The 19,324-nt window shown below is 73.2% G+C and carries 15 protein-coding genes; 11 read left to right on the plus strand and 4 right to left on the minus strand.

The features are described from left to right. The first annotated feature begins 156 nt into the window (after positions 1-156). Entirely contained in the window at positions 157-4,089 is a 3,933-nt protein-coding gene (locus OP86_RS33800; protein ID WP_234434889.1) for a glycoside hydrolase family 84 protein, read from the plus strand. 126 nt (positions 4,090-4,215) lie between these two features. On the opposite strand, the gene OP86_RS22785 is transcribed toward OP86_RS33800, so the two are convergent. Next, positions 4,216-4,860 (minus strand): HNH endonuclease, encoded by a 645-nt coding sequence (locus OP86_RS22785; RefSeq protein ID WP_030060311.1) that lies wholly within the window; start codon positions 4,858-4,860, stop codon positions 4,216-4,218. A 524-nt stretch (positions 4,861-5,384) separates the two neighbouring features. On the opposite strand from OP86_RS22785, the gene OP86_RS22790 reads away from it, so the two are divergent. Then, complete coding sequence (locus OP86_RS22790; protein ID WP_030060310.1) at positions 5,385-6,569, plus strand: mechanosensitive ion channel family protein; 1,185 nt, start codon at positions 5,385-5,387, stop codon at positions 6,567-6,569. An 85-nt stretch (positions 6,570-6,654) separates the two neighbouring features. Here OP86_RS22790 and OP86_RS22795 read toward each other — a convergent pair whose 3' ends face one another. Continuing rightward, positions 6,655-7,092: a tetratricopeptide repeat protein gene (locus OP86_RS22795; protein ID WP_324604091.1), complete on the minus strand. Its 438-nt coding sequence runs from the start codon at positions 7,090-7,092 to the stop codon at positions 6,655-6,657. Positions 7,093-7,409: 317 nt separating this feature from the next. Here OP86_RS22795 and OP86_RS22800 point away from each other — a divergent pair, with 317 nt between their 5' ends. From OP86_RS22800 to OP86_RS22835, 8 genes are all read left to right on the plus strand, one after another. Then, positions 7,410-8,600, plus strand: coding sequence for an ROK family transcriptional regulator (locus OP86_RS22800; RefSeq protein ID WP_030060308.1), 1,191 nt, complete (start codon positions 7,410-7,412; stop codon positions 8,598-8,600). A 176-nt stretch (positions 8,601-8,776) separates the two neighbouring features. Beyond that, on the plus strand, positions 8,777-10,132 hold the full coding sequence (locus tag OP86_RS22805; protein WP_030256759.1) for an ABC transporter substrate-binding protein: 1,356 nt from the start codon (positions 8,777-8,779) through the stop codon (positions 10,130-10,132). A 27-nt stretch (positions 10,133-10,159) separates the two neighbouring features. Further along, a complete protein-coding gene (locus tag OP86_RS22810; protein WP_051830439.1) occupies positions 10,160-11,173 on the plus strand; it encodes a carbohydrate ABC transporter permease in 1,014 nt (337 codons plus the stop codon). Between the two features lie 21 nt (positions 11,174-11,194). Next, positions 11,195-12,112: a carbohydrate ABC transporter permease gene (locus OP86_RS22815; RefSeq protein WP_030060305.1), complete on the plus strand. Its 918-nt coding sequence runs from the start codon at positions 11,195-11,197 to the stop codon at positions 12,110-12,112. Next, positions 12,112-13,434, plus strand: coding sequence for a 6-phospho-beta-glucosidase (locus OP86_RS22820; RefSeq protein WP_051830440.1), 1,323 nt, complete (start codon positions 12,112-12,114; stop codon positions 13,432-13,434). The genes OP86_RS22815 and OP86_RS22820 overlap by 1 nt, the downstream gene beginning before the upstream one ends. 94 nt (positions 13,435-13,528) lie before the next feature. Beyond that, positions 13,529-14,548, plus strand: coding sequence for an N-acetylglucosamine kinase (locus tag OP86_RS22825; protein ID WP_030060303.1), 1,020 nt, complete (start codon positions 13,529-13,531; stop codon positions 14,546-14,548). Positions 14,549-14,756: 208 nt separating this feature from the next. Next, complete coding sequence (locus OP86_RS22830) at positions 14,757-15,422, plus strand: hypothetical protein (protein ID WP_030256762.1); 666 nt, start codon at positions 14,757-14,759, stop codon at positions 15,420-15,422. Between the two features lie 349 nt (positions 15,423-15,771). Further along, positions 15,772-16,881 (plus strand): hypothetical protein, encoded by a 1,110-nt coding sequence (locus OP86_RS22835; protein WP_199815166.1) that lies wholly within the window; start codon positions 15,772-15,774, stop codon positions 16,879-16,881. Between the two features lie 58 nt (positions 16,882-16,939). Here the strand turns inward: OP86_RS22835 and OP86_RS22840 are convergent, their stop codons facing one another. Together OP86_RS22840 and OP86_RS22845 are read right to left on the minus strand one after the other, a co-directional pair. Beyond that, positions 16,940-17,599 (minus strand): response regulator, encoded by a 660-nt coding sequence (locus OP86_RS22840; RefSeq protein ID WP_030060300.1) that lies wholly within the window; start codon positions 17,597-17,599, stop codon positions 16,940-16,942. Further along, complete coding sequence (locus tag OP86_RS22845; protein WP_030256767.1) at positions 17,596-18,774, minus strand: sensor histidine kinase; 1,179 nt, start codon at positions 18,772-18,774, stop codon at positions 17,596-17,598. The genes OP86_RS22840 and OP86_RS22845 overlap by 4 nt, the downstream gene beginning before the upstream one ends. A 134-nt stretch (positions 18,775-18,908) precedes the next feature. On the opposite strand from OP86_RS22845, the gene OP86_RS22850 reads away from it, so the two are divergent. Further along, a partial coding sequence (locus OP86_RS22850; RefSeq protein WP_033332990.1) for an ATP-binding cassette domain-containing protein occupies positions 18,909-19,324 on the plus strand: 416 nt, incomplete at its 3' end.

The following is a 19,324-nucleotide window of genomic DNA, read 5'->3' on the forward strand; positions in this document are numbered from 1 at the left end:
CGCCGATCGGTGGTGCGGGCCCGTTGGGTTGTCGGGTGGGGCTGGTAAGGGGAGGAATCGGGGCAAGGGCGGCATAGCCGTCGGCGGCGTTGACACCGGGTCGGGGAGCTGGTGGGGTTGCGGGCGATGTGGTTCTGGCCTGGCGAGGAGGCTCCTGTGCAAGCCCGAGTGTCCGTTGTGGCCGGGCGGCGGCTGCGGTCGCAGTTGGAGCAGAGTGCGGCGTTGCGGGAGGTGCTGCAGCACCCGGCGGCGTTGGCCGCGCGGCGGGCGACGGCGCGGACGTGCCGTCAGCTGGCGCCGCGGGCGGCGGACCGGCTGATCGCCGACCTCAAGGGCACGGAGCCGCTGTTGGCGTCGGTGCGGGCGGAGCGTGCGGCGGGGCGGCCGGGGCTGCGGGCGATGCAGATCGCGGCCGGGGTCGCGGCCGCGGCGGTGGTCGGCGGGCTGCTGGCCGGGCCGCTGCCGTCGGCGTACGCGGCGACGCCGGGGCCGGACGTGGTGAGCACCGCGCCGCAGACCCCGCTGGGCAGCGTGACCGATCCTCAGGTGTTCCCGCGCCCGCAGGAGCAGGCGGTGGCGGGCAAGGCCGTCACCGTGCCGGCGGCCGTGACGCTGGTGGCGGCGCCCAAGGCGGACCTCGGGGCGGTGCTGGCCGTCCGCGAGGTGCTGAAGGTCGCCGGGACGACCGAGGTGACGCCGCAGCCGGACGGCGGGACGCCGGCCGCCGGCTCACTGGTGGTGTACGTCGGCGGGCCCGCCGAGGGCGCCGGCGGCGAGGTGGACCGGGTGCTGCGGCAGCTGGCCGCCGCGGCCGGCGGCAAGGACGGCACCGGGCCCTCGACGGCGGGCATGCCGGTCGGCGGCCACGTGCTGTCGGCCGGTCAGCTGCCCGCCCAGGGCGGCGGGACGTACGGCGCCGTGGTGCTGTCGGGCGTGGACGCCACCGGCACCTTCTACGCCGCGCAGAGCCTGCGCCAGCTGCTCGCCGCCGTACCGGCCGGGCAGGGCCAGGCGCCGGGCGCGACCGGGCTCGGCCTGCCCGGGATCACCCTGCGGGACTGGCCGACCGGCGCGCCGGTGCGCGGCACCGCGGAGGCGTTCTACGGCACCCCGTGGACCGCCCAGCAGCGGCTGGACCAGGTCGACTTCCTCGGCCGGTCCAAGCAGAACTTCTACCTGTACGCCCCCGGTGACGACCCGTACCGGCTCTCCGGCTGGCGCAGCCCCTACCCGGCCGCCCAGGCGGACGAGCTGCGCGAGCTGGGCGACCGGGCCCGGCGCAACCACGTCACGCTCGGCTACGCGATCGACCCGGGGCAGTCCCTCTGCTTCAGCTCCGGCAAGGACGTGGACGCGCTGGTGGCCAAGCTGGACGGGCTGCGCAAGCTCGGCTTCACCGCCTTCCAGCTGCAGTTCCTGGACGTCAGCTACGACGAGTGGCACTGCGGCGACGACCGCGACGAGTACGGCACCGGGCCCGCCGCGGCCGCCAAGGCGCAGGCCGAGCTGGTCAAGAAGGTGCAGGACCGGCTGGTCGCGAAGAACCCGGGCCTGGCCCCGCTGTCCGTCGTGCCCACCGAGTACCACCAGCAGGGCGCCACCCCGTACCGCAAGGCGCTCGCCGCGGCCCTTCCGGACGGCGTGCAGGTGGCCTGGAGCGGGGTCGGGGTGATCCCGGAGAAGATCACCGCCGCGCAGACCTCCGACACCGCCGGCCTGTACGGGCACCCGCTGGTCACCATGGACAACTACCCGGTCAACGACGCCAGCCCGGACCGGCTCTTCCTCGGCGCCTACACCGGGCGCGAGCCCGGCGTGGCCACCCGCTCGGCGGTGATGCTGACCGGCGCGATGCAGCAGCCGGTGGCCTCCCGGATAGCCATCGCCACGGCCGGCGACTTCGCCTGGAACCCCACCGCGTACAAGCCGGACGAGTCCTGGCAGGCCGCCGTGCGCTCGCTCGCCGGGCCGACCGGCGCCGCCGCCACCCCCGCCGGGAGCGCACTGCCCGCCCTCACCGCGCTGGCCGGCAACAGCACCTCCTCGCCGCTGGCCAAGCAGGAGTCCGGCTACCTGACGCCGCTGCTCGACCGCTTCTGGGCCGCCGCCGAACCCACCTCCGGCGTGGCCCCCGACCTGGGCCGGCTGATCGAGGCCGCCACCCCGCTGCGGCAGGCCTTCGCCTCGATGGCCACCGCCCAGCAGACCCTGGCCGGAACCCCGGCCACCGCCCAGCTGGCCGGCGAGGCCGGGCCCTGGCTCGGCCCGCTGCGCGACTACGGGCTCGCCGGACAGGCCGCCCTGGACATGCTGCTGGCCCAGCACGGCGGCGACGGCGCCGCGGCCTGGAAGGCCCGGGTCGAACTCAACCGGCTGCGCGCCCAGCTCGACCGGGCGCCTGCCAGCATCGGCCCCGGGGTGCTCGGCCCGTTCCTGGAGCGCGCCGTCCGCGCCGCCGACAACTGGGCCGGCGTCGGCGGCGGCGGGGTCATCCCGACCACCACCATGGGCACCGCGCACGACCACCTGCCCGCCCTGATGGCCGACGGCGTGGCCGACACCTTCTACTGGAGCTCCGCTCCCCCGCAGCCCGGCGACGCCGTCGGCCTGGACCTCGGCGCGGGCCGCCCGGTCGGCAACGTCACCGTGCTGATGGGCGGCTGGGGCAACGGCCCGGACGCCCAGACCGCCGTGGACGACTACATCCGCGACGGCGTGCTGGAGTACACCACCGGCGAGGGCGGCTGGAAGCAGCTCGCCGTCGTGAAGAACCAGAAGACGGTCAGCGCCCAGCTCCCGCCGGGCACCGTGGTACGGGCGGTGCGGCTGCGCGCCACCTCCGCGCAGAAGACCGCCGTCGCGGTGCGCGAGTTCACCGTCACCGCCCCGGACGAGTCCCCGGCGAGCGTCACCGGCGGGCCCGACGCGCTGCCCGGCTCCTCCGCCGCGGCCGTCCTGGACGGCAACCCCGACACCGCCTACCGGGCCGCCAAGGCGCCGACCGCGCAGGACGACCCGCTCACCGTCGAACTCGGCGCCGCCCGCCCGCTGGACCGGCTCACCATCCTGACCGACCCGAGCGTGCGCGCCACCGCCACCGTCGCGGTGCGCCGGGCCGACGGCACCTGGGCGGACATCGGCACCGTGCAGCCCGGCTACAACGAGCTGCCGGCCGGCGGGCAGCTGGCCGACGCGTTCCGGCTGACCTGGAAGCCCGGCGGCGACCCGCCGGTGGTCAACCAGGTGATCCCCTGGTACGCGGACGCCCCGGCGGCCCGGCTCAGCCTCTCCGACCCGGCTCTGGACGTCGTCACCGGCGCGGCCGCGCCCGTCCAGACCCGGGCCACCGTCGAGGCCGGCCGCCCCGAGGGCACCACCGGCGAGCTGCGCACCGAGGTACCGGCCGTCGCCAAGGGCCTGACCGTGACCCCGGCCGGCCCGGTGACCGTGCCGCGCGGCGGCCGGGTGGGCGTGCCGCTGCTGGTCAGCGCCGCCCCCGGGACGCCGTCCGGGACGTACCAGGTGCCGGTGCAGTTCGTGGCCGGGACGACCACCGTCAAGCAGGTGCTCCAGGTGCACGTGGTGCAGCCGACCGGCGGGGCCGACCTGGCGCTCGGTGCGAAGGCCACCTCCTCGGGCGACGAGACGGCGAACTTCCCGGCCTCGGCGGTCACCGACGGCGACCCGAAGACCCGCTGGTCCTCGCCGGCCAAGGACGACGCCTGGGTGCGGCTGGAACTGCCGCAGGCGACCCGGCTGGGCGCGGCGGTGCTGCACTGGCAGGCCGCGTACGCCGCCGCGTACCGGATCCAGGTCTCGGCGGACGGGAACTCCTGGACCGACGCGGCGACGGTGGACAACGGCAAGGGCGGAGACGAGACGGTGCGCTTCGACGCGCCCGGCGTCCGGTTCGTCCGGATCCAGGGCGTGGCGCGGGCGACCAAGTACGGCTACTCGCTGTGGGGCGTCGAGCTGTACGCGGTGACCCCGCCGGCCCAGCCGCAGCCGCCGGCCGGCCAGCCGCCCGCGCAGCCGGGCGGCACTCCGGGCGCTCCCGCGACACCTCCGGCGGCGGCGCCGAAGCCGTAACCCAAGAAACGCCGAAGCAGTAACCCAAGAAAAAGGGCGGGCCGCCGTGCTCCCCGGTGCGGGGGGCGCGGCGGCCCATGAGGCGCGTACCGACGGTGTGACGGGCGGGCCCTTGTGTCGCTTGGGTCAGGCGGAGAGCGGTTCGGGCTGCTCGCCGCGGCGGACGGGGGTGGGGTGGGCGGCGTGCGCCCGGCCGATCGGGACCGAGTGGTTGGGCTCGGTATGGTCGTGGTGCTCGTACTCGCCCCACTGCGGGGCGCGTAGCTGGTCACCACCGCCGTACGGCTCCAGGTAGGGGCGCCAGCGCGGATCCTTGATGCCGGTGCCGATGATCCGCCAGGCGAGGCCGCTGGGCGGGGCGGGTGGGCGCTTCATGCGCCACCCGAGTTCGGTGAGGTGGCGGTCGGCCTTGGTGTGGTTGCAGCGGCGGCAGGCCGCCACCACGTTGTCCCACCGGTGCTGGCCGCCCCGGCTGCGCGGGATGACGTGGTCGACGCTGGTGGCGGCGGCCCCGCAGTAGACGCAACGGCCGTGGTCGCGGGCGAACAGTGCCCGGCGGGTGAGCGGGACGGGCCCGCAGAACGGGACCCGGACGAAACGGGTCAGACGGACGACGGACGGCGCCGGAAGGGCGCTGGTGGCGCTGTGCAGAGTGACTTCCGAGTCCTCCAGGCTGACCGCCTTGTGATTGAGGACCAGGATGAGTGCGCGGCGCATCGATACGACGCCGAGTGGCTCGTAGGACGCGTTGAGGACCAGGACATGCGGCACGGATGCCTCCTTGGACGCCTGCGGCGCGTGGCTCGCGCCGGGACGAGCGGTTGGATCGCGCAACGAGTGCGCGATCTCCCCCAGTGTCGCCTTACGCCGTTGTACGGCGCCACCACTCCTGTGTAACGGACCTGCGGTGAACTCCGGGTGTGGTTTCTGTCATAGCCGGTATGCCCGGGGGACGGTCGGGTTGCACCGCCCCGCCGCCGGGGCCCGGCGGCGGGGCGGCGGCGGGGCGGCATGGTGGCCCTCCCGGGGGACGGATCGGCCGGTCGGAGCAGTGCCGGGGCCCTGGTGGGGCCCTGGTGGGGCGGGTCCGGGCTGGGGTCCTGGGGGAGCGCACCGGTGCGTTGACGGGGCGTCCGGGGTATTCCGTACGCCCTGGGGGGGCTTCGCGCGAGGTCGCGGGCGTCGTCCCGGCGTGTCCGGTCGGGTGTTCGGCGACGGATAGGCTAAGGCGCACGGTCCGTGGGCCGCTTGCGGCGGCGCGGGCCCGACACGCTCCCTGCAAGGAAGGTCCGCCCGTGTTCCGCTCCGGCGCCACCGGTCTGTCCGACGCGTCCCCGACGCTCTCCACCCCGACACCGGCCCCCAGCCCCACCGCGCCGCAGCTGCCGGACCTGCGCATTCCGACCAGCGCGCAGGAGGTCTCGGACACCACCAAGCAGGCCGCCAGCTGGTTCGACACGCACTGGCAGGGGTGGCTGGCCTCCGGCCTGCGGATCGTCTTCATCGTGGTGCTGGCGCTGGTGCTGCGGGCCATGGTGCGCAAGCTGATCACCCAGCTGATAGGGCGGATGGCGCGCACCCCGGACCACCAGGAGGAGAGCCGGCTGGGCGGGCTGCTGGCCAACACCGGGGTGGTCAACCCGGAGCGGCGTCAGCAGCGCTCGGAGGCGATCGGCTCGGTGCTGCGCAGCGTGGCCTCCTTCACCATCCTCGGCACGGCGGCGCTGATGGTGCTCTCCGCGCTGGGGGTGAACCTGGCGCCGCTGCTGGCGAGCGCCGGTGTGGCCGGTGTGGCGATCGGTTTCGGCGCCCGCAACCTGGTCACGGACTTCCTCTCCGGGGTCTTCATGATCATGGAGGACCAGTACGGCGTCGGCGACGAGGTCGACACCGGGGTGGCCAACGGCACGGTGCTGGAGGTCGGCCTGCGGGTGACCAAGCTGCGCGGGACGAACGGCGAGATCTGGTACATCCGCAACGGCGAGGTGAAGCGGATCGCCAACATGAGCCAGGGCTGGGCGACGGCCTCGGTGGACGTCCAGATCGGGTACAAGGAGGACCTGCTGCGGGCCGAGGACCTGATCCTGCAGACCGCCGAGGAGCTGGCCAAGGAGTCGCCGTACGACGAGCTGGTCTGGGCGCCGGTGTCGATCCTGGGCGTGGAGTCGGTCGCGGCGGACTCGGTGATGGTGCGGGTCGAGGCCCGCACCGCCCCCGGCAAGGCGCCGGCCGTCTCCCGGGCGCTGCGCCAGCGGCTGAAGGTGGCCTTCGACCTGGCCGGGATCAAGGTCAAGGAAGAGACCCCGACGGCGGCGGCAGCGGCCGCGGCTGCGGCCGCTGCGGGGGCGGCCACCGGGGTGGTGATCGCGCCCGCGGCGGCTCCCGCAACCGAGCAGGCGGCGCCGTCCGCGCTCGCCGACCCGAACTCGGCGCGGTTCAAGGCGACGGAGCCGATCCCCCTGCCGAAGCCGGAGCCGTAGGCCCCGTAGCGGAAACGGTCCCGCAAAGGGGATGGAAGCCCCGCCTCCGCCGCCAGCGGCTGAGGGCGGCGGGGGTGCGGGTTGGTCAGTAGGGAGCGGGACGGTCCGCCGCCGATGCATCGGCCTGGCCGATCAGCAGCTCCACCCGGGCGAGCGCGGCCTGCGTGGACTCGACCAGCCCGGCGTCCCCCTTGGCGATCCGCAGCCGCATCGCTTCTTGGAGATGGGCCTGGGCACCCGCGAGGTCGCCGCGCTCCATCAGGTGCTTGCCGGTGTGCTGAAGCGCGAAGTCGACAAGTTCCGGGTGCCTGCTTCGCGCGGTGTTCAGCGCGCTGCGGTAGAGCACGTCCGCAGCCTGCACGTCACCGGCGTAGCGGTGCGCGTCGCCGAGGTTGAGCCCGGTGGCTACGACGGCCCGGGTGTTGCCGATGGCTGCGGCGAGGTCGAGCGACTGCCGGAGGATCGTACGGGCCTCCTCGTGGTGGCCCAGGCACATCTGGCCGATGCCGATCCACCTGGTCAGGACAGCGTGGCACTACAGCTGATCGGTCTGGTGGCGCAGGTCGGCCAGCAGCTGGCCCGCCCGGTTTCGTTGATCACTTGCTTCCCCTGGTTCAGGCCCGGGTGTCAGGGCGTGGCTTGCTGGGCCTTGGGCGGCGGCCTCATCGTCGGAGGGGGCCGCTGCGTGCGTTTTTGGTGCGCGGGGCCGGTAACGCTTCGGCATCCTCGGCTGTACCGGCCATTGACACTCCGCTCACGCGGCGCTTACGGTCCTTGTCGAGCGACTGGAAAGTTTCCTAACAGTTCACTCGGACCGGCCGAAGGGGGAGGATTCCGGGCATGACCAAGAGCACCGCCAAGGCCCCCCTCGCCGGCACGCCGAGCCTGCTGCGGGCCATCAACGACCGCGCCGCCCTCGAACTCCTGCTGGAGAACGGACCGCTCTCCCGCACCCAGATCGGCACCCTGACCGGGTTGTCCAAGCCGACCGCCTCCCAGCTGCTGGCCCGGCTGGAGGCGGCCGGGCTGGTGCTGCCGGTCGGCACCACGGCGGGTGGCCCGGGGCCCAACGCGCAGCTGTACCAGGTGAATCCGGCCGCCGGGTACGTCGCCGGACTGGACGTCACCAACAGCGGGATCCGGGTCGCGGTCGCCGACATCACCGGTGTCACACTGGCCGAGCACACCGTGACCAGCAAGGGCGTCCCGGCCGCCGGGACCGTGCCGAGGGTCGCCGAGGCGGTCGCCGCGGCGGTCCGGGCCGCCGGTCTCGCCGAGGGCAGCCTGCGTACCGTCGCGATCGGCGTCGGCGGCGCCCCCGACCCGGTCACCGGCAAGCTGCGCTACGCCTCCCACCTGCCCGGCTGGCACTCGCCGCGGCTGGTCGAGGAGCTGACCGAGGCGATCGGCGCGCCGGTGTCGATCGAGAACGACGTCAACCTGGCCGCCGTCGCCGAGCAGGCCTCCGGCGCGGCGGCCGGCTTCGAGGACTTCGTCCTGCTCTGGGCCGAGGCGGGCGTCGGCGCCGCGATCGTGATCGCCGGGCGGCTGCACCGCGGCTTCACCGGCGGCGCCGGGGAGGTCGGCTACATGCCGGTGCCCGACTCCCCCGTCGAATGGGACTCCCGGCGGCGCAAGTTCGGCGGGTTCCAGGCCCTCGTCGGCGCACCCGCCGTCCGGGCGCTGGCCCGCGAGCACGGGCTCGGCGCGCCCACGGCGCAGGAGTCGATCGCCAAGGCCCTGGCGACCCCGGGCGCCGGCGACGCCTTCCTCAGCGAGCTGGCCGGGCGGCTCGCCGTCGGCCTGGCCGTGATCGTCTCCGTCGTCGACCCCCAGCTGGTGGTCCTGTCCGGGGCGGTGCCGAGCGCGGGCGGGGAACGGCTGCGCGCGCTCGTCGAGGAGGAACTGGCCAGGATCTCCATCGCCAGACCGGAGGTCCGCAGCAGCGCCCTGCCCGGCTCGCCGGTCCTGCTCGGCGCCCTGCAGCGTGCTCTGTCCGACGCCCGCGAGGCGGTCTTCTCCACCCACTGACCCACCCACTGACCCGCCCACTGAACCGCTCACTGAACCGCTCACTGACCCACCCCCTGACCCGCCCACTGACGCTCCCCTGTCACCTCGTACACCTGCACCCACCTCTCCCCGACCCCCGAACGCGGGCCCCGAGGCAATGACGCCTGCCCGCGCACCCCCAGGAGGACCTCGAAGTGCACGCCACCACCTCCCGCAGAGGACGCCGCACGATCGTCGCCGTCGCCGGCAGCGCCGTCCTGGCCCTGCTCGCCACCGCCTGCACCGGTTCCAGCGACTCGGGCGGCACCGACGACTCGGCCGGCGGCAAGGACGTCACCATCACCTTCTGGCACGGCTGGAGCCAGGACAACGAGACCAAGGCGATCAACGACAACATCGCCGCCTTCGAGAAGACCCACCCCAACATCCACGTCAAGGCCGTGGGCAACGTCCCGGACGACAAGGTCAACCAGGCGCTGCGGGCCGGCGGCGACGACGCGCCCGACGTGGTGTCCTCGTTCACCACCAACAACGTCGGCATGTTCTGTTCCACCAAGGCCTTCACCGACCTCAAGCCGCTGCTGCAGAAGAGCGGCATCGACCCGGCCAAGACCTTCCCGGCCGCGATGCTCGACTACACGCAGTTCCAGGGCAACCAGTGCTCGCTGCCGCTGCTCGGCGACGCCTACGGCCTGTACTACAACAAGAAGGCCTTCGCCGACGCCGGCATCGCCAACCCGCCCAAGACCTTCAGCGAGTTCGCCGAGGACGCCGCCAAGCTGACCGTCGCCGACGGCGACTCGTACAAGCAGCTCGGCTTCATGCCGCTCTACCACGGCTACGAGTCCACCACCGAGCACTTCCTCGGCCAGTACGGCCCCACCTACTTCGGCACCGACGGCAAGTCGAACATCGGCACCGACCCGAAGGTCGCCGCGATGCTCACGTGGCAGAAGGGCCTGGTCGACCAACTCGGCGGCTACGCCAAGCTGGAGAAGTTCCGCTCGACCTTCGGCGAGGAGTTCAGCGCCAAGAACCCCTTCCACACCGGCCAGGTCGCGATGGCCATCGACGGCGAGTGGCGCGCCGCCTCGCTCGCCGACAACAAGCCCGGCTTCGAGTGGGCCACCGCCGCCTTCCCCGTCCCGGACGACCAGGCCGACACCTACGGCCGCGGCTACCAGACCGGCACCATCGTCGGCATCGCCAGCACCAGCAAGAAGCAGGCCGCCGCCTGGGAGTTCGTCAAGTACCTGACCACCGACACCGACGCGGTCGTCAGCTTCGCCAACGCGATCCACAACGTGCCCAGCACCTTCGCGGCGCTCGACTCGCCGAAGCTCGTCACCGACGACAACTTCAGGACCTTCCTGGACGTCGCCCGGAACCCGCACTCCGGCACCACCCCGCCGGCCGTCAACGGCAGCGGCTACATCGTCTCCCTGCAGAACCTGGGCTACGACTACGAGTCCGGCAAGCAGACCGACCTGCAGGCCGGGCTGAACGCCACGGCCAAGCAGGTCGACACCGACATCGCCCAGGCCAAGTAAGCGCCGCGAACGGCCCACGGAGCTCCCATGTCACTCGCGTTCGGCACCCGCAAGGGAGGCACCTCCGAGGGTGCCGGCCCGACCGGCCCGGCGGCGCCCTCCACGCAGCACCTGCTGCGCCGGAAGCGCCGCCGGGAGGCGGCCCGCACCCTCGCCTTCCTCTCCCCCTGGCTGATCGGCTTCAGCGTCTTCTTCGTCTACCCGCTGGTCTCCACCGCCTACTTCTCCTTCACCCAGTACAACGGCTTCGGCTCACCAACCTTCAACGGCCTCAAGAACTGGCACTACGTCTTCGACCAGCTGCCGACCTTCTGGCAGGGCCTGCGCAACACCCTGTGGCTGGTCGTCGTCATGGTGAGCCTGCGGGTCCTCTTCGGCCTCGGCATCGGGATGCTCATCACCAAGGTCAAGACCGGCGCCGGCTTCTTCCGCACGCTCTTCTACCTGCCGTACCTGGCCCCGCCGGTGGCCGCGACCGTCGCCTTCGCCTTCCTGTTCAACCCCGGCACCGGCCCGGTCAACCACCTGCTCGGCGAGCTCGGCCTGCCGCAGCCCGGCTGGTTCGCCTCCCCGGACTGGTCCAAGCCCGCGCTCACCCTGCTCGCCATGTGGGGCGTCGGCGACCTGATGGTCATCTTCATGGCCTCGCTGCTGGATGTCCCCAAGGAGCAGTACGAGGCGGCCGAACTGGACGGCGCCGGCCCCTTCCAGCGGTTCCGGTACGTCACGCTGCCGAACATCTCGCCGATCATCATGTTCGCGGTGGTCACCGGCGTCATCCAGACCATGCAGTACTACACCCAGGCCATCGTCGCCGGGAAGGTCGCCAGCGGCATCGCGGGCAACTCCGGCCAGCAGTTCGAGCCCGGCTACCCCAACGGCTCCACCTGGACCCTGCCGCAGATGGTCTACAACCTCGGCTTCCAGCGCTTCAACTACGGCGCGGCCTGCGTCGTCGCCCTGGTGCTGTTCGCCATGTCGATGGCCGTCACCTCGATTCTGCTCCGCCGGCGCTCCGGCTTCATGGCGAGCGACGACTAGCGGGCCAGTGAGGACCTGATCATGACTCTCAGCAACACGCTCACCGGGGCACCGGCCCCGACCGGCTCCACCCGCCCGGCCTGCCCCGGCGGCCCCGCCGCCCGGGCCGCCCGGCGCCGCGCGCTGCTCAACTGGGTGGCCGTGCACTCGCTGGCCATCGCCGCCGCGCTGTTCTTCCTGCTGCCCTTCGTCTTCGTCTTCCTCACCTCGGTGATGTCCGACCAGCAGGCGCTCACCACCGACTACTGGCCCACCAGCTGGCAGTGGGGCAACTACAGCAAGGTCTGGGACACCCCCGGCTTCCTCACCTGGTGGCGCAACACCCTGCTCTACGCCGGGCTCGGCACCCTGCTGACCGTCGTCTCCAGCCTGCCCGTCGCCTACGCGCTCGCCAAGTTCCGCTTCCGGGGCCGCAACCTGGCGCTGATGGCCGTCATCGCGATGATGATGCTGCCGCCGCAGGTCACCGTCATCCCGATGTACCTGTTCTGGGCCAAGCAGATGGGCCTGAGCGGCTCGCTCTGGCCGCTCATCATCCCGATGGCCTTCGGCGACGCGTTCTCCATCTTCCTGCTGCGCCAGTTCCTGCTGACCATCCCCAAGGAGTACATCGAGGCCGCCCGGATCGACGGCTGCGGCGACCTGCGCACCCTGCTGCGGGTCGTCCTGCCGATGGCCAAGCCGGCCATCGCGGCGGTCGCGCTGTTCCAGTTCTTCTACTGCTGGAACGACTACTTCGGCCCGCAGATCTACGCCAGCAACAACCGCGAGGCCTGGACGCTCAGTTACGGCCTGGAGTCGTTCAAGGCCGCCCACCACACCAACTGGAACCTCACCATGGCCGCCACCCTGCTGGTGATGGCACCGGTGATCGTCCTCTTCTTCTTCGCTCAGAAGGCCTTCATCGAAGGCGTGACACTGACAGGGGTCAAGGGCTGATGTCCGTACCGAAGACGTCCGGAGCCGCCTCGGCCTCCGCGCTCAAGCTGGCCATCGTCGGCGGCGGTTCGACGTACACCCCGGAACTGATCGACGGCTTCGCCCGGCTGCGCGACACCCTGCCGATCGGCGAACTGGTGCTGATCGACCCGGCCGCCGAACGGCTGGAGCTGGTCGGCGGGCTCGCCCGGCGGATCTTCGCCAAGCAGGGGCACGGCGCCGCGGTCACCGTGACGACCGACCTGGCCGCGGGTGTCGCCGACGCCGACGCCGTCCTGCTGCAGCTGCGCGTCGGCGGGCAGGCGGCCCGCGACCGGGACGAGACCTGGCCGCTGGAGTGCGGCTGCGTCGGGCAGGAGACCACCGGCGCCGGCGGGCTCGCCAAGGCGCTGCGCACCGTCCCGGTGGTCCTCGACATCGCCGAGCAGGTCCGCCGGACCAACCCGGACGCGTGGATCGTGGACTTCACCAACCCGGTCGGCATCGTCACCCGGGCGCTGCAGACGGCCGGCCACAAGGCCGTCGGGCTGTGCAACGTCGCCATCGGCTTCCAGCGCAAGTTCGCCGCGCACCTCGGGGTGGCCCCGGAGCTCGTCCGGCTCGACCACGTCGGGCTGAACCACCTGACCTGGGAGCGCGGGGTGACCCTGCTGGACGACCCGGGTTCCGCGAGCGGCCGGGAGGTGCTCCCCGAACTGCTGCGGGACTTCGGCAAGGACATCGCCGAGGACCTGCACCTGCCGCAGGCCGTCATCACACGGCTCGGCGTCGTACCGTCCTACTACCTGCGGTACTTCTACCAGCACGACGCGGTGGTCGCCGAGCTCAGGGAACAGGGCTCGCGGGCCGCGCAGGTCGCCGAGATCGAACGGCAGCTGCTGGAGATGTACGCCGACCCGACCCTCGACACCAAGCCCGAACTGCTCGGCAAGCGCGGCGGCGCCTTCTACTCGGAGGCCGCCGTCCAGCTGATCGCCGCACTGCTCGGGACCGGCGGCGGCACCTCCGTCCAGGTGGTGAACACCCGCAACGACGGCGTCCTGCCCTTCCTCCCGGACGACGCCGTCATCGAGGTGCCGGCCGAGGTCGACGCGGCGGGCGTGCGCCCGCTGCCGCAGCGCCCGCTGGAACCGCTCTACGCCGGGCTCGTCGCCGCCGTCACCGCGTACGAGCACCTCGCCCTCGACGCCGCCCTGCACGGCGGCCGCGACCGGGTCTTCGACGCCCTGCTCGCCCACCCGCTGGTCGGCCAGATCGAACTCGCCGACCGGCTCACGGACCGGCTGCTCGCCCACAACCGCGAGCACCTCGCCTGGGCCTGACCCGGAGGAGACCGTCCACCCCCGGCCGACGACTTCCCGGCCGGGCCCCCGGCCGCGACTGACGGCCGGGCCACGTACGAGCCGCGGGGACCACATGACCCACCAGCCCGAACCGCTCCTGCCCGGCGTACTCGCCATCGACGCGGGAAACTCCAAGACCGACGTCGCCCTGATCGGCGCCGACGGCACCGTCCTCGGCACCGCCCGCGGCGGCGGCTTCGAACCCCAGAAGATCGGCGGCGCCGCAGCCGTCGCCGGCCTCGCCCCGCTGGTCGAACAGGCCGCCGCCGAGGCCGGCCACCCCACCTGGAGCGGCGTGCTCACCAGCCACGTCAGCGCCTGCCTCGCCAACGCCGACCTGCCGGTCGAGGAACAGGCGCTGCGCGACGCCCTCGAATCCCACCCCTGGGGCGCCAGCAACACCGTCGCCAACGACACCTTCGGCCTGCTCAGAGCCGGCACCGACGGCCCGCGCGGCGTCGCCGTCGTCTGCGGCGCCGGGATCAACTGCGTCGGCCTCCTCCCCGACGGCCGCACCGCCCGCTTCCCCGCCCTCGGCGAACTCACCGGCGACTGGGGCGGCGGCGCCGGCCTGGCCATCACCAGCATGTGGCACGCCGTACGCGCCGAGGACGGCCGCGGCGGGCCCACCGCCCTCGCCCGGGCCATCGCCGAACACTTCGGCCTGCCCAGCGCCGGCGCCGTCGCCGAGGCCGTCCACCTCGGACACCTGCCGAACACGCGGCTGCACGAGCTCGTCCGGGTGCTGTTCGCGGTCGCCGGCGAAGGCGACGAGGTCGCGCTGGAGCTGATCGACCGCCAGGCCGACGAGATCGTCCGGCTGGCCGTGGTCGCCCTGGGCCGCCTGGACCTGCTGGACTCCCCCGCCCCGGTCGTCCTGGGCGGCGGCGTGCTCGCCTCCCGGCAGCCGCTGCTGCTCGACAACCTCACGGCCCGCCTCGCGAAGGCCGCCCCGCTGGCCGAACCGCGTGTCGTCGTCGCGCCGCCCGTCCTGGGCGCGGCCCTGCTCGGGCTCGACCACCTGGAGGCGGGCGGGGAGGCGCAGGCGCGGCTGCGCGAGGCGTACGAGGGGCCGCGGCCGGTGGCGGCCTGAGGGCTGACGGCTGGCTGACGGCTGACGGCTGACGCCGCTTCGATGACTCCCTCCCCCGTCGGATCCGCACGTCCGGCGGGGGAGGGGCCTGCGGGCGGGAAGTAACGGGGAGGAAGTTTCACGAGACGGCAGGGAGGGAACCGCGCCACGGGCTCCCGTCGTGTATCCCGAGTACCGACTTCCGCCGCCGCCCGGGGAGACTTGTGCCATGGCCGTGCCCCGCAACCTCCTCGTCGCCGCCCTGCTGGCCGGCGGCACCGCAGCCGTCCTCTCCGGCTGCACGCCCGCAGACTCCCGCCCGACGGTGGCCGCCGCCTCCGCCGCCGCGGCCGCCGACGAGGGTGCGGACGACTTCCTCGACGACGAGGACTACCTCACGGAGGAGGGCGAGGAGGGCTACTCCCCCGCCGCCGACCCGACCGTCACCACCTCCGCCGCCGATCCCTCCTCCGGCTCCGACCCCGACTCCGATCCCGGCTACGGTCCCGGCTCCGGTCTCACCGGCGACTCCGCCCCCGACTGCACGGCCCCCGCGGAAGCCCCCGGCCACCAGGTCCTCGTCGTCGTCTCCGCCGGCCCCGCCGAAGTCACCGCCCAACCCGCCCGCTACACCTGCGAACCGGCCCGCTACACCCCCACCGGCACGCCCGTCCACTACGGCTTCGCGGCAGCCGGAGTGACGGCCACCCTGGTCGACCGCCCCCGCGGCGACCGGGCCAAGCCCGTCCCGCTGGAAGAGCTGATCACCCACCTCAACGACTGCCTGGCGGAACGCGACCCGGCGGACCCGTGGGGCTGCCACGGAAACGCCTACGACGTGGTGCTGGACTCACACGGGCGGATCATGCGGATCGGCGAGGTCCCGGGGCCGTGACCGCGGCGGCCAGCAGCGGGAATACGGTGTAGAAGCTCCTCGCAACTGTTGATAATCGGCTGCGCTACGCGCGTCAACCAGGTGCCAGCTGCGGGCTTTTGACGTTCATGACGTCCGCTGGAGCCCCCCTTGGGGCTGGTCTTACCCGTGGCGTCGTTGACCCAATTTCAGCGGCTCTGCTTTGCTTCCGGCCGTCGACGGTGAAACCGGCTCCCCATCCCCACGCCGCTGACCGGCCATGACGGACGGTCCGCTGCTCCGGTCTGCCGTCGTCGCACTCCCCTTCGTCCCCCCACGGTGCCGCCGCGCCCTACCCCGGTGCGGTCGGCATGAGAGAGGAACCCTCACGATGGGCATGTCCCCCACCTCCCGCCGGATGCGGACCCGGGCCCTGACCGGCCTCGGCGCGCTCGCGCTCGCCACCGCCGGATTCGCCGCCGCGCCGGCCGCCCAGGCCGACCAGCCGGGCAGCGAGTTCGCCGGGCAGTCCCACCCGTACCGGCACGGCGCCGTCCCCACCAGGGAGAGCGCCGAGCACGCCAACGCCAACTCCGCCGCCGCAACCCGTACGTCGAACCTGAAGTACGGCGGCGGCGTCGACGGCATCGGTGTCACCACCGGCGCGCCGAAGGTCTACCTGATCTTCTGGGGCTCCCAGTGGGGCACCCAGGGCACCGACTCCAACGGGTACACCACCCTTTCCGGTGACCCGTCGGGCGAGGCCGTCCGCGCGCAGCAGCTGTTCAAGGGTCTGGGCACCAACAACGAGACCTGGTCCGGCGTCATGACCCAGTACTGCGAGGGCATCGCCAAGGGCGCCACCAGCTGCCCGTCGACCGCCGCGCACGTCGGCTACCCGACCGGCGGTGCGCTGGCCGGCGTCTGGGTGGACACCTCGGCCGCCGCGCCGAGCAACGCCACCGGCAACCAGATCGCCAACGAGGCGATCAAGGGCGCCGGGCACTTCGGCAACACCTCCGCCGCCGCCAACCGCAACGTGCAGTACGTGGTGCTCTCCCCCACCGGCACCCACCCGGACGGCTTCAACACCTCGACCGGCAACTTCTGCGCCTGGCACGACTGGAACGGCGACACCACGCTGAGCGGTGGCGCGGCCTCCTCCCCGTACGGCGACCTGGCGTTCACCAACGACCCGTACGTGACCGACATGGGCACCTCCTGCGGCCAGAACTACGTCAACAGCGGTAGCGCGGGCCTGCTGGACGGCGTGACCATGGTGTACGGCCACGAGTACTCGGAGACCGTCACCGACCAGAACCCGGCCGGCGGCTGGACCGACTCGACCGGGTACGAGAACGCCGACAAGTGCGCCTGGAAGGGCGTCGGCGGCACCGGTGGCTCGCAGAACGTGGCCTTCGCGACCGGCTCCTTCGCCATGCAGGGGACCTGGTCGAACGCGGTGAGCGGCTGCCAGATCTCGCACGCGATCGTCCCCTGACGATCTGACCAGGGGGTAGGCGCCGGGGTGGGCCGTGGGGGCCCGCCCCGGCGCTTCGCTATGCGCTGACCAGGCCGAACTCGTAGGCCTGGATGACCAGATGGACCCGGTCGCGGGCGTCGAGCTTGGTGAAGAGCCGGGCCACGTGGGCCTTGGCGGTGGCGACGCTGATGGTGAGCTCCGCGGCGATCTCGGCGTTGGACAGGCCGCGGCCGACCAGGGTGAGCACCTCGCGTTCGCGTTCGGTGACGCTGTCGACGAGGGCCCGCCGGGGCCGGGCGGCGGCGGCCTCCGGGCGGGCGGCGAACTCGCCGATCAGCCGGCGGGTGATGCCGGGGGCGATCAGGGCGTCCCCGGCGGCGACGATCCGCACGCCGTCCAGGATGGTCTCCAGGGCGAGGTCCTTGACCAGGAAGCCGCTCGCGCCGGCCCGCAGCGCGCCGTAGACGTAGTCGTCGTCGTCGAAGGTGGTGAGGACGAGGACGTGGGTGGGCAGGTCCGGGTCGGCGGTGATCCGGCGGGTGGCCTCGATGCCGTCCGTGCCCGGCATCCGGATGTCCATCACGGCGACGTCGGGGCGCAGCCGGGTGACCAGTTCGACGGCCTCGGCGCCGTCGCCGGCCTCGCCGACCACCTCCAGGTCGGGGGCGTCGGCGATGAGCACGCGCAGGCCGGTGCGGATGAGCGGCTGGTCGTCCACCAGAACGACACGGATCACGGTCCCACCTCCACGGGGATCGGCAGTCGGGCGGCGACGCGGAAGCCGCCTTCGGGGCGCGGGCCGGCGGTGAACTCGCCGTGCAGCAGGGCGACCCGCTCGCGCATGCCGGCGATGCCGTAGCCGGTGCCCGGGGTGGCGGTCGGCGGGCCCGCGCCCAGGTCGACGACGGTGACGGCCAGTTCGTGCGGCCGGTAGTCGACGGTGACGTGGCAGTCGCGGGTGCCGGAGTGCTTGACCACGTTGGTCACCGACTCCTGCACGATCCGGAACGCGGCCAGGTCGACGTCGGCGGGCAGGGCGCGCGGTTCGCCGCCACGGGTCACCGCGACCCGTACGCCGGCGCCCGCGCTGCGGTCCACCAGACGGTCCAACTCGGCCATCCCGGGGGCGACTTCGAGCGGAGCCGACTCGTTCTCGCCGGCCCGCAGCGCGCCGAGCATCCGACGCAGGCCGGCCAGGGTCTCCCGGCTGGTGGCCTCGATGGCGTTCAGCGCGTTGCGGGTCTCGGCGGGCTGGGTGTCCATGACCCGGCTGCCCATGCCGGCCTGGATCGCGATGATGCCGATGTTGTGGGCGACCATGTCGTGCAACTCGCGGGCGATCCGCAGCCGTTCGGCGGTCACGGCCTGCCCGGTGGCGCGCCCGCGCAGCGCCTCGACGTGCGCGCGGCTCTGGTGGACGGTGTTGCCGACCAGCCAGGCGATCAGGACGGTCGCGGCCAGGCCGCCGTAGGCGTACGGGTTCACGACCTGGCCGTTGACGGTGCCCCAGAGGTAGAGCCCGGCGAGCAGGGCCAGCGGCATCCCCACCGCGGTCGTCGAGACCAGGCGGGAGCGGGCGGCCGCGCAGTAGCCGACCACCGCTTCGGCGATCAGGAACTGCAGCGGACACGTCGCCGGGACCTCCCGCATCCCGAGCGTGAAGACGCCGCCCGCCAGCGCCACGGCGACGGCCGCCAGCGGCAGCCGGACCAGCAGGAACGCCACCAGGGTGGTGACCACGGCCGTGACCACCATCGGCATGTCCTCGGTGTTGCCGTCGTAGTCGAGGAGGTGCCGCAGTTCGTCGGCCCGGGTGAAGAAGCGGAACACCACGATGGCCGTCCAGAACGCCGCCACCCACACGCCCGCGGGCAGGCGCCTGAGCAGGGGCGTACGGGGTTCGGTGATCATGACGCGATGGTAGCCGCGGGCGGCTCGGCGGCACATTGGCCCGCGGGAGTAGTCCCGGGGGCGGGTGCCGCGGCCCGCGGTTGTGGCCCGCGGCCCGATGCCCGGCTGCGGGCCGGACCGGCAGCGTGGTCCCCGTGATCGAGATCGAGCGACTGACCAAGCGGTACGGCGCCACCACGGCCGTCGACCAGTTGACCTTCACCGTCCGACCGGGCACCGTCACCGGTTTCCTCGGCCCCAACGGCGCCGGCAAGTCCACCACGCTGCGGATGATCCTGGGCCTCAACACCCCCACCGGGGGCAGCGTCACCGTGGACGGCGTGCCCTTCGCCCGCCGCCCGCGCGGCCTGCGGCACGTCGGCGCGCTGCTGGACGCGGGCGACGTGCACGGCGGGCGCAGCGCCCGGGCGCACCTGTCGGCGCTGGCCCGCGGCAACCGCATCCCGCTCGGGCGGGTCGAGGAGGTGCTGGCGGAGGTCGGGCTCGGCAAGGCCGCCGGGCGGCGGATCGGCGGCTACTCGCTGGGCATGAAGCAGCGCCTCGGCATCGC

The sequence above is a fragment of the Streptomyces novaecaesareae genome (assembly GCF_000716875.1).
Lineage (GTDB): Bacteria > Actinomycetota > Actinomycetes > Streptomycetales > Streptomycetaceae > Kitasatospora > Kitasatospora novaecaesareae.

Coding starts and splice junctions, on each gene's coding strand:
- OP86_RS22800 (WP_030060308.1), top strand. CDS start 7,410: ATGACCAAGAGCACCGCCAAGGCCCCCCTCGCCGGCACGCCGAGCCTG.
- OP86_RS22810 (WP_051830439.1), top strand. CDS start 10,160: ATGTCACTCGCGTTCGGCACCCGCAAGGGAGGCACCTCCGAGGGTGCC.
- OP86_RS22815 (WP_030060305.1), top strand. CDS start 11,195: ATGACTCTCAGCAACACGCTCACCGGGGCACCGGCCCCGACCGGCTCC.
- OP86_RS22820 (WP_051830440.1), top strand. CDS start 12,112: ATGTCCGTACCGAAGACGTCCGGAGCCGCCTCGGCCTCCGCGCTCAAG.
- OP86_RS22825 (WP_030060303.1), top strand. CDS start 13,529: ATGACCCACCAGCCCGAACCGCTCCTGCCCGGCGTACTCGCCATCGAC.
- OP86_RS22830 (WP_030256762.1), top strand. CDS start 14,757: ATGGCCGTGCCCCGCAACCTCCTCGTCGCCGCCCTGCTGGCCGGCGGC.
- OP86_RS22835 (WP_199815166.1), top strand. CDS start 15,772: ATGGGCATGTCCCCCACCTCCCGCCGGATGCGGACCCGGGCCCTGACC.
- OP86_RS22845 (WP_030256767.1), bottom strand. CDS start 18,774: ATGATCACCGAACCCCGTACGCCCCTGCTCAGGCGCCTGCCCGCGGGC.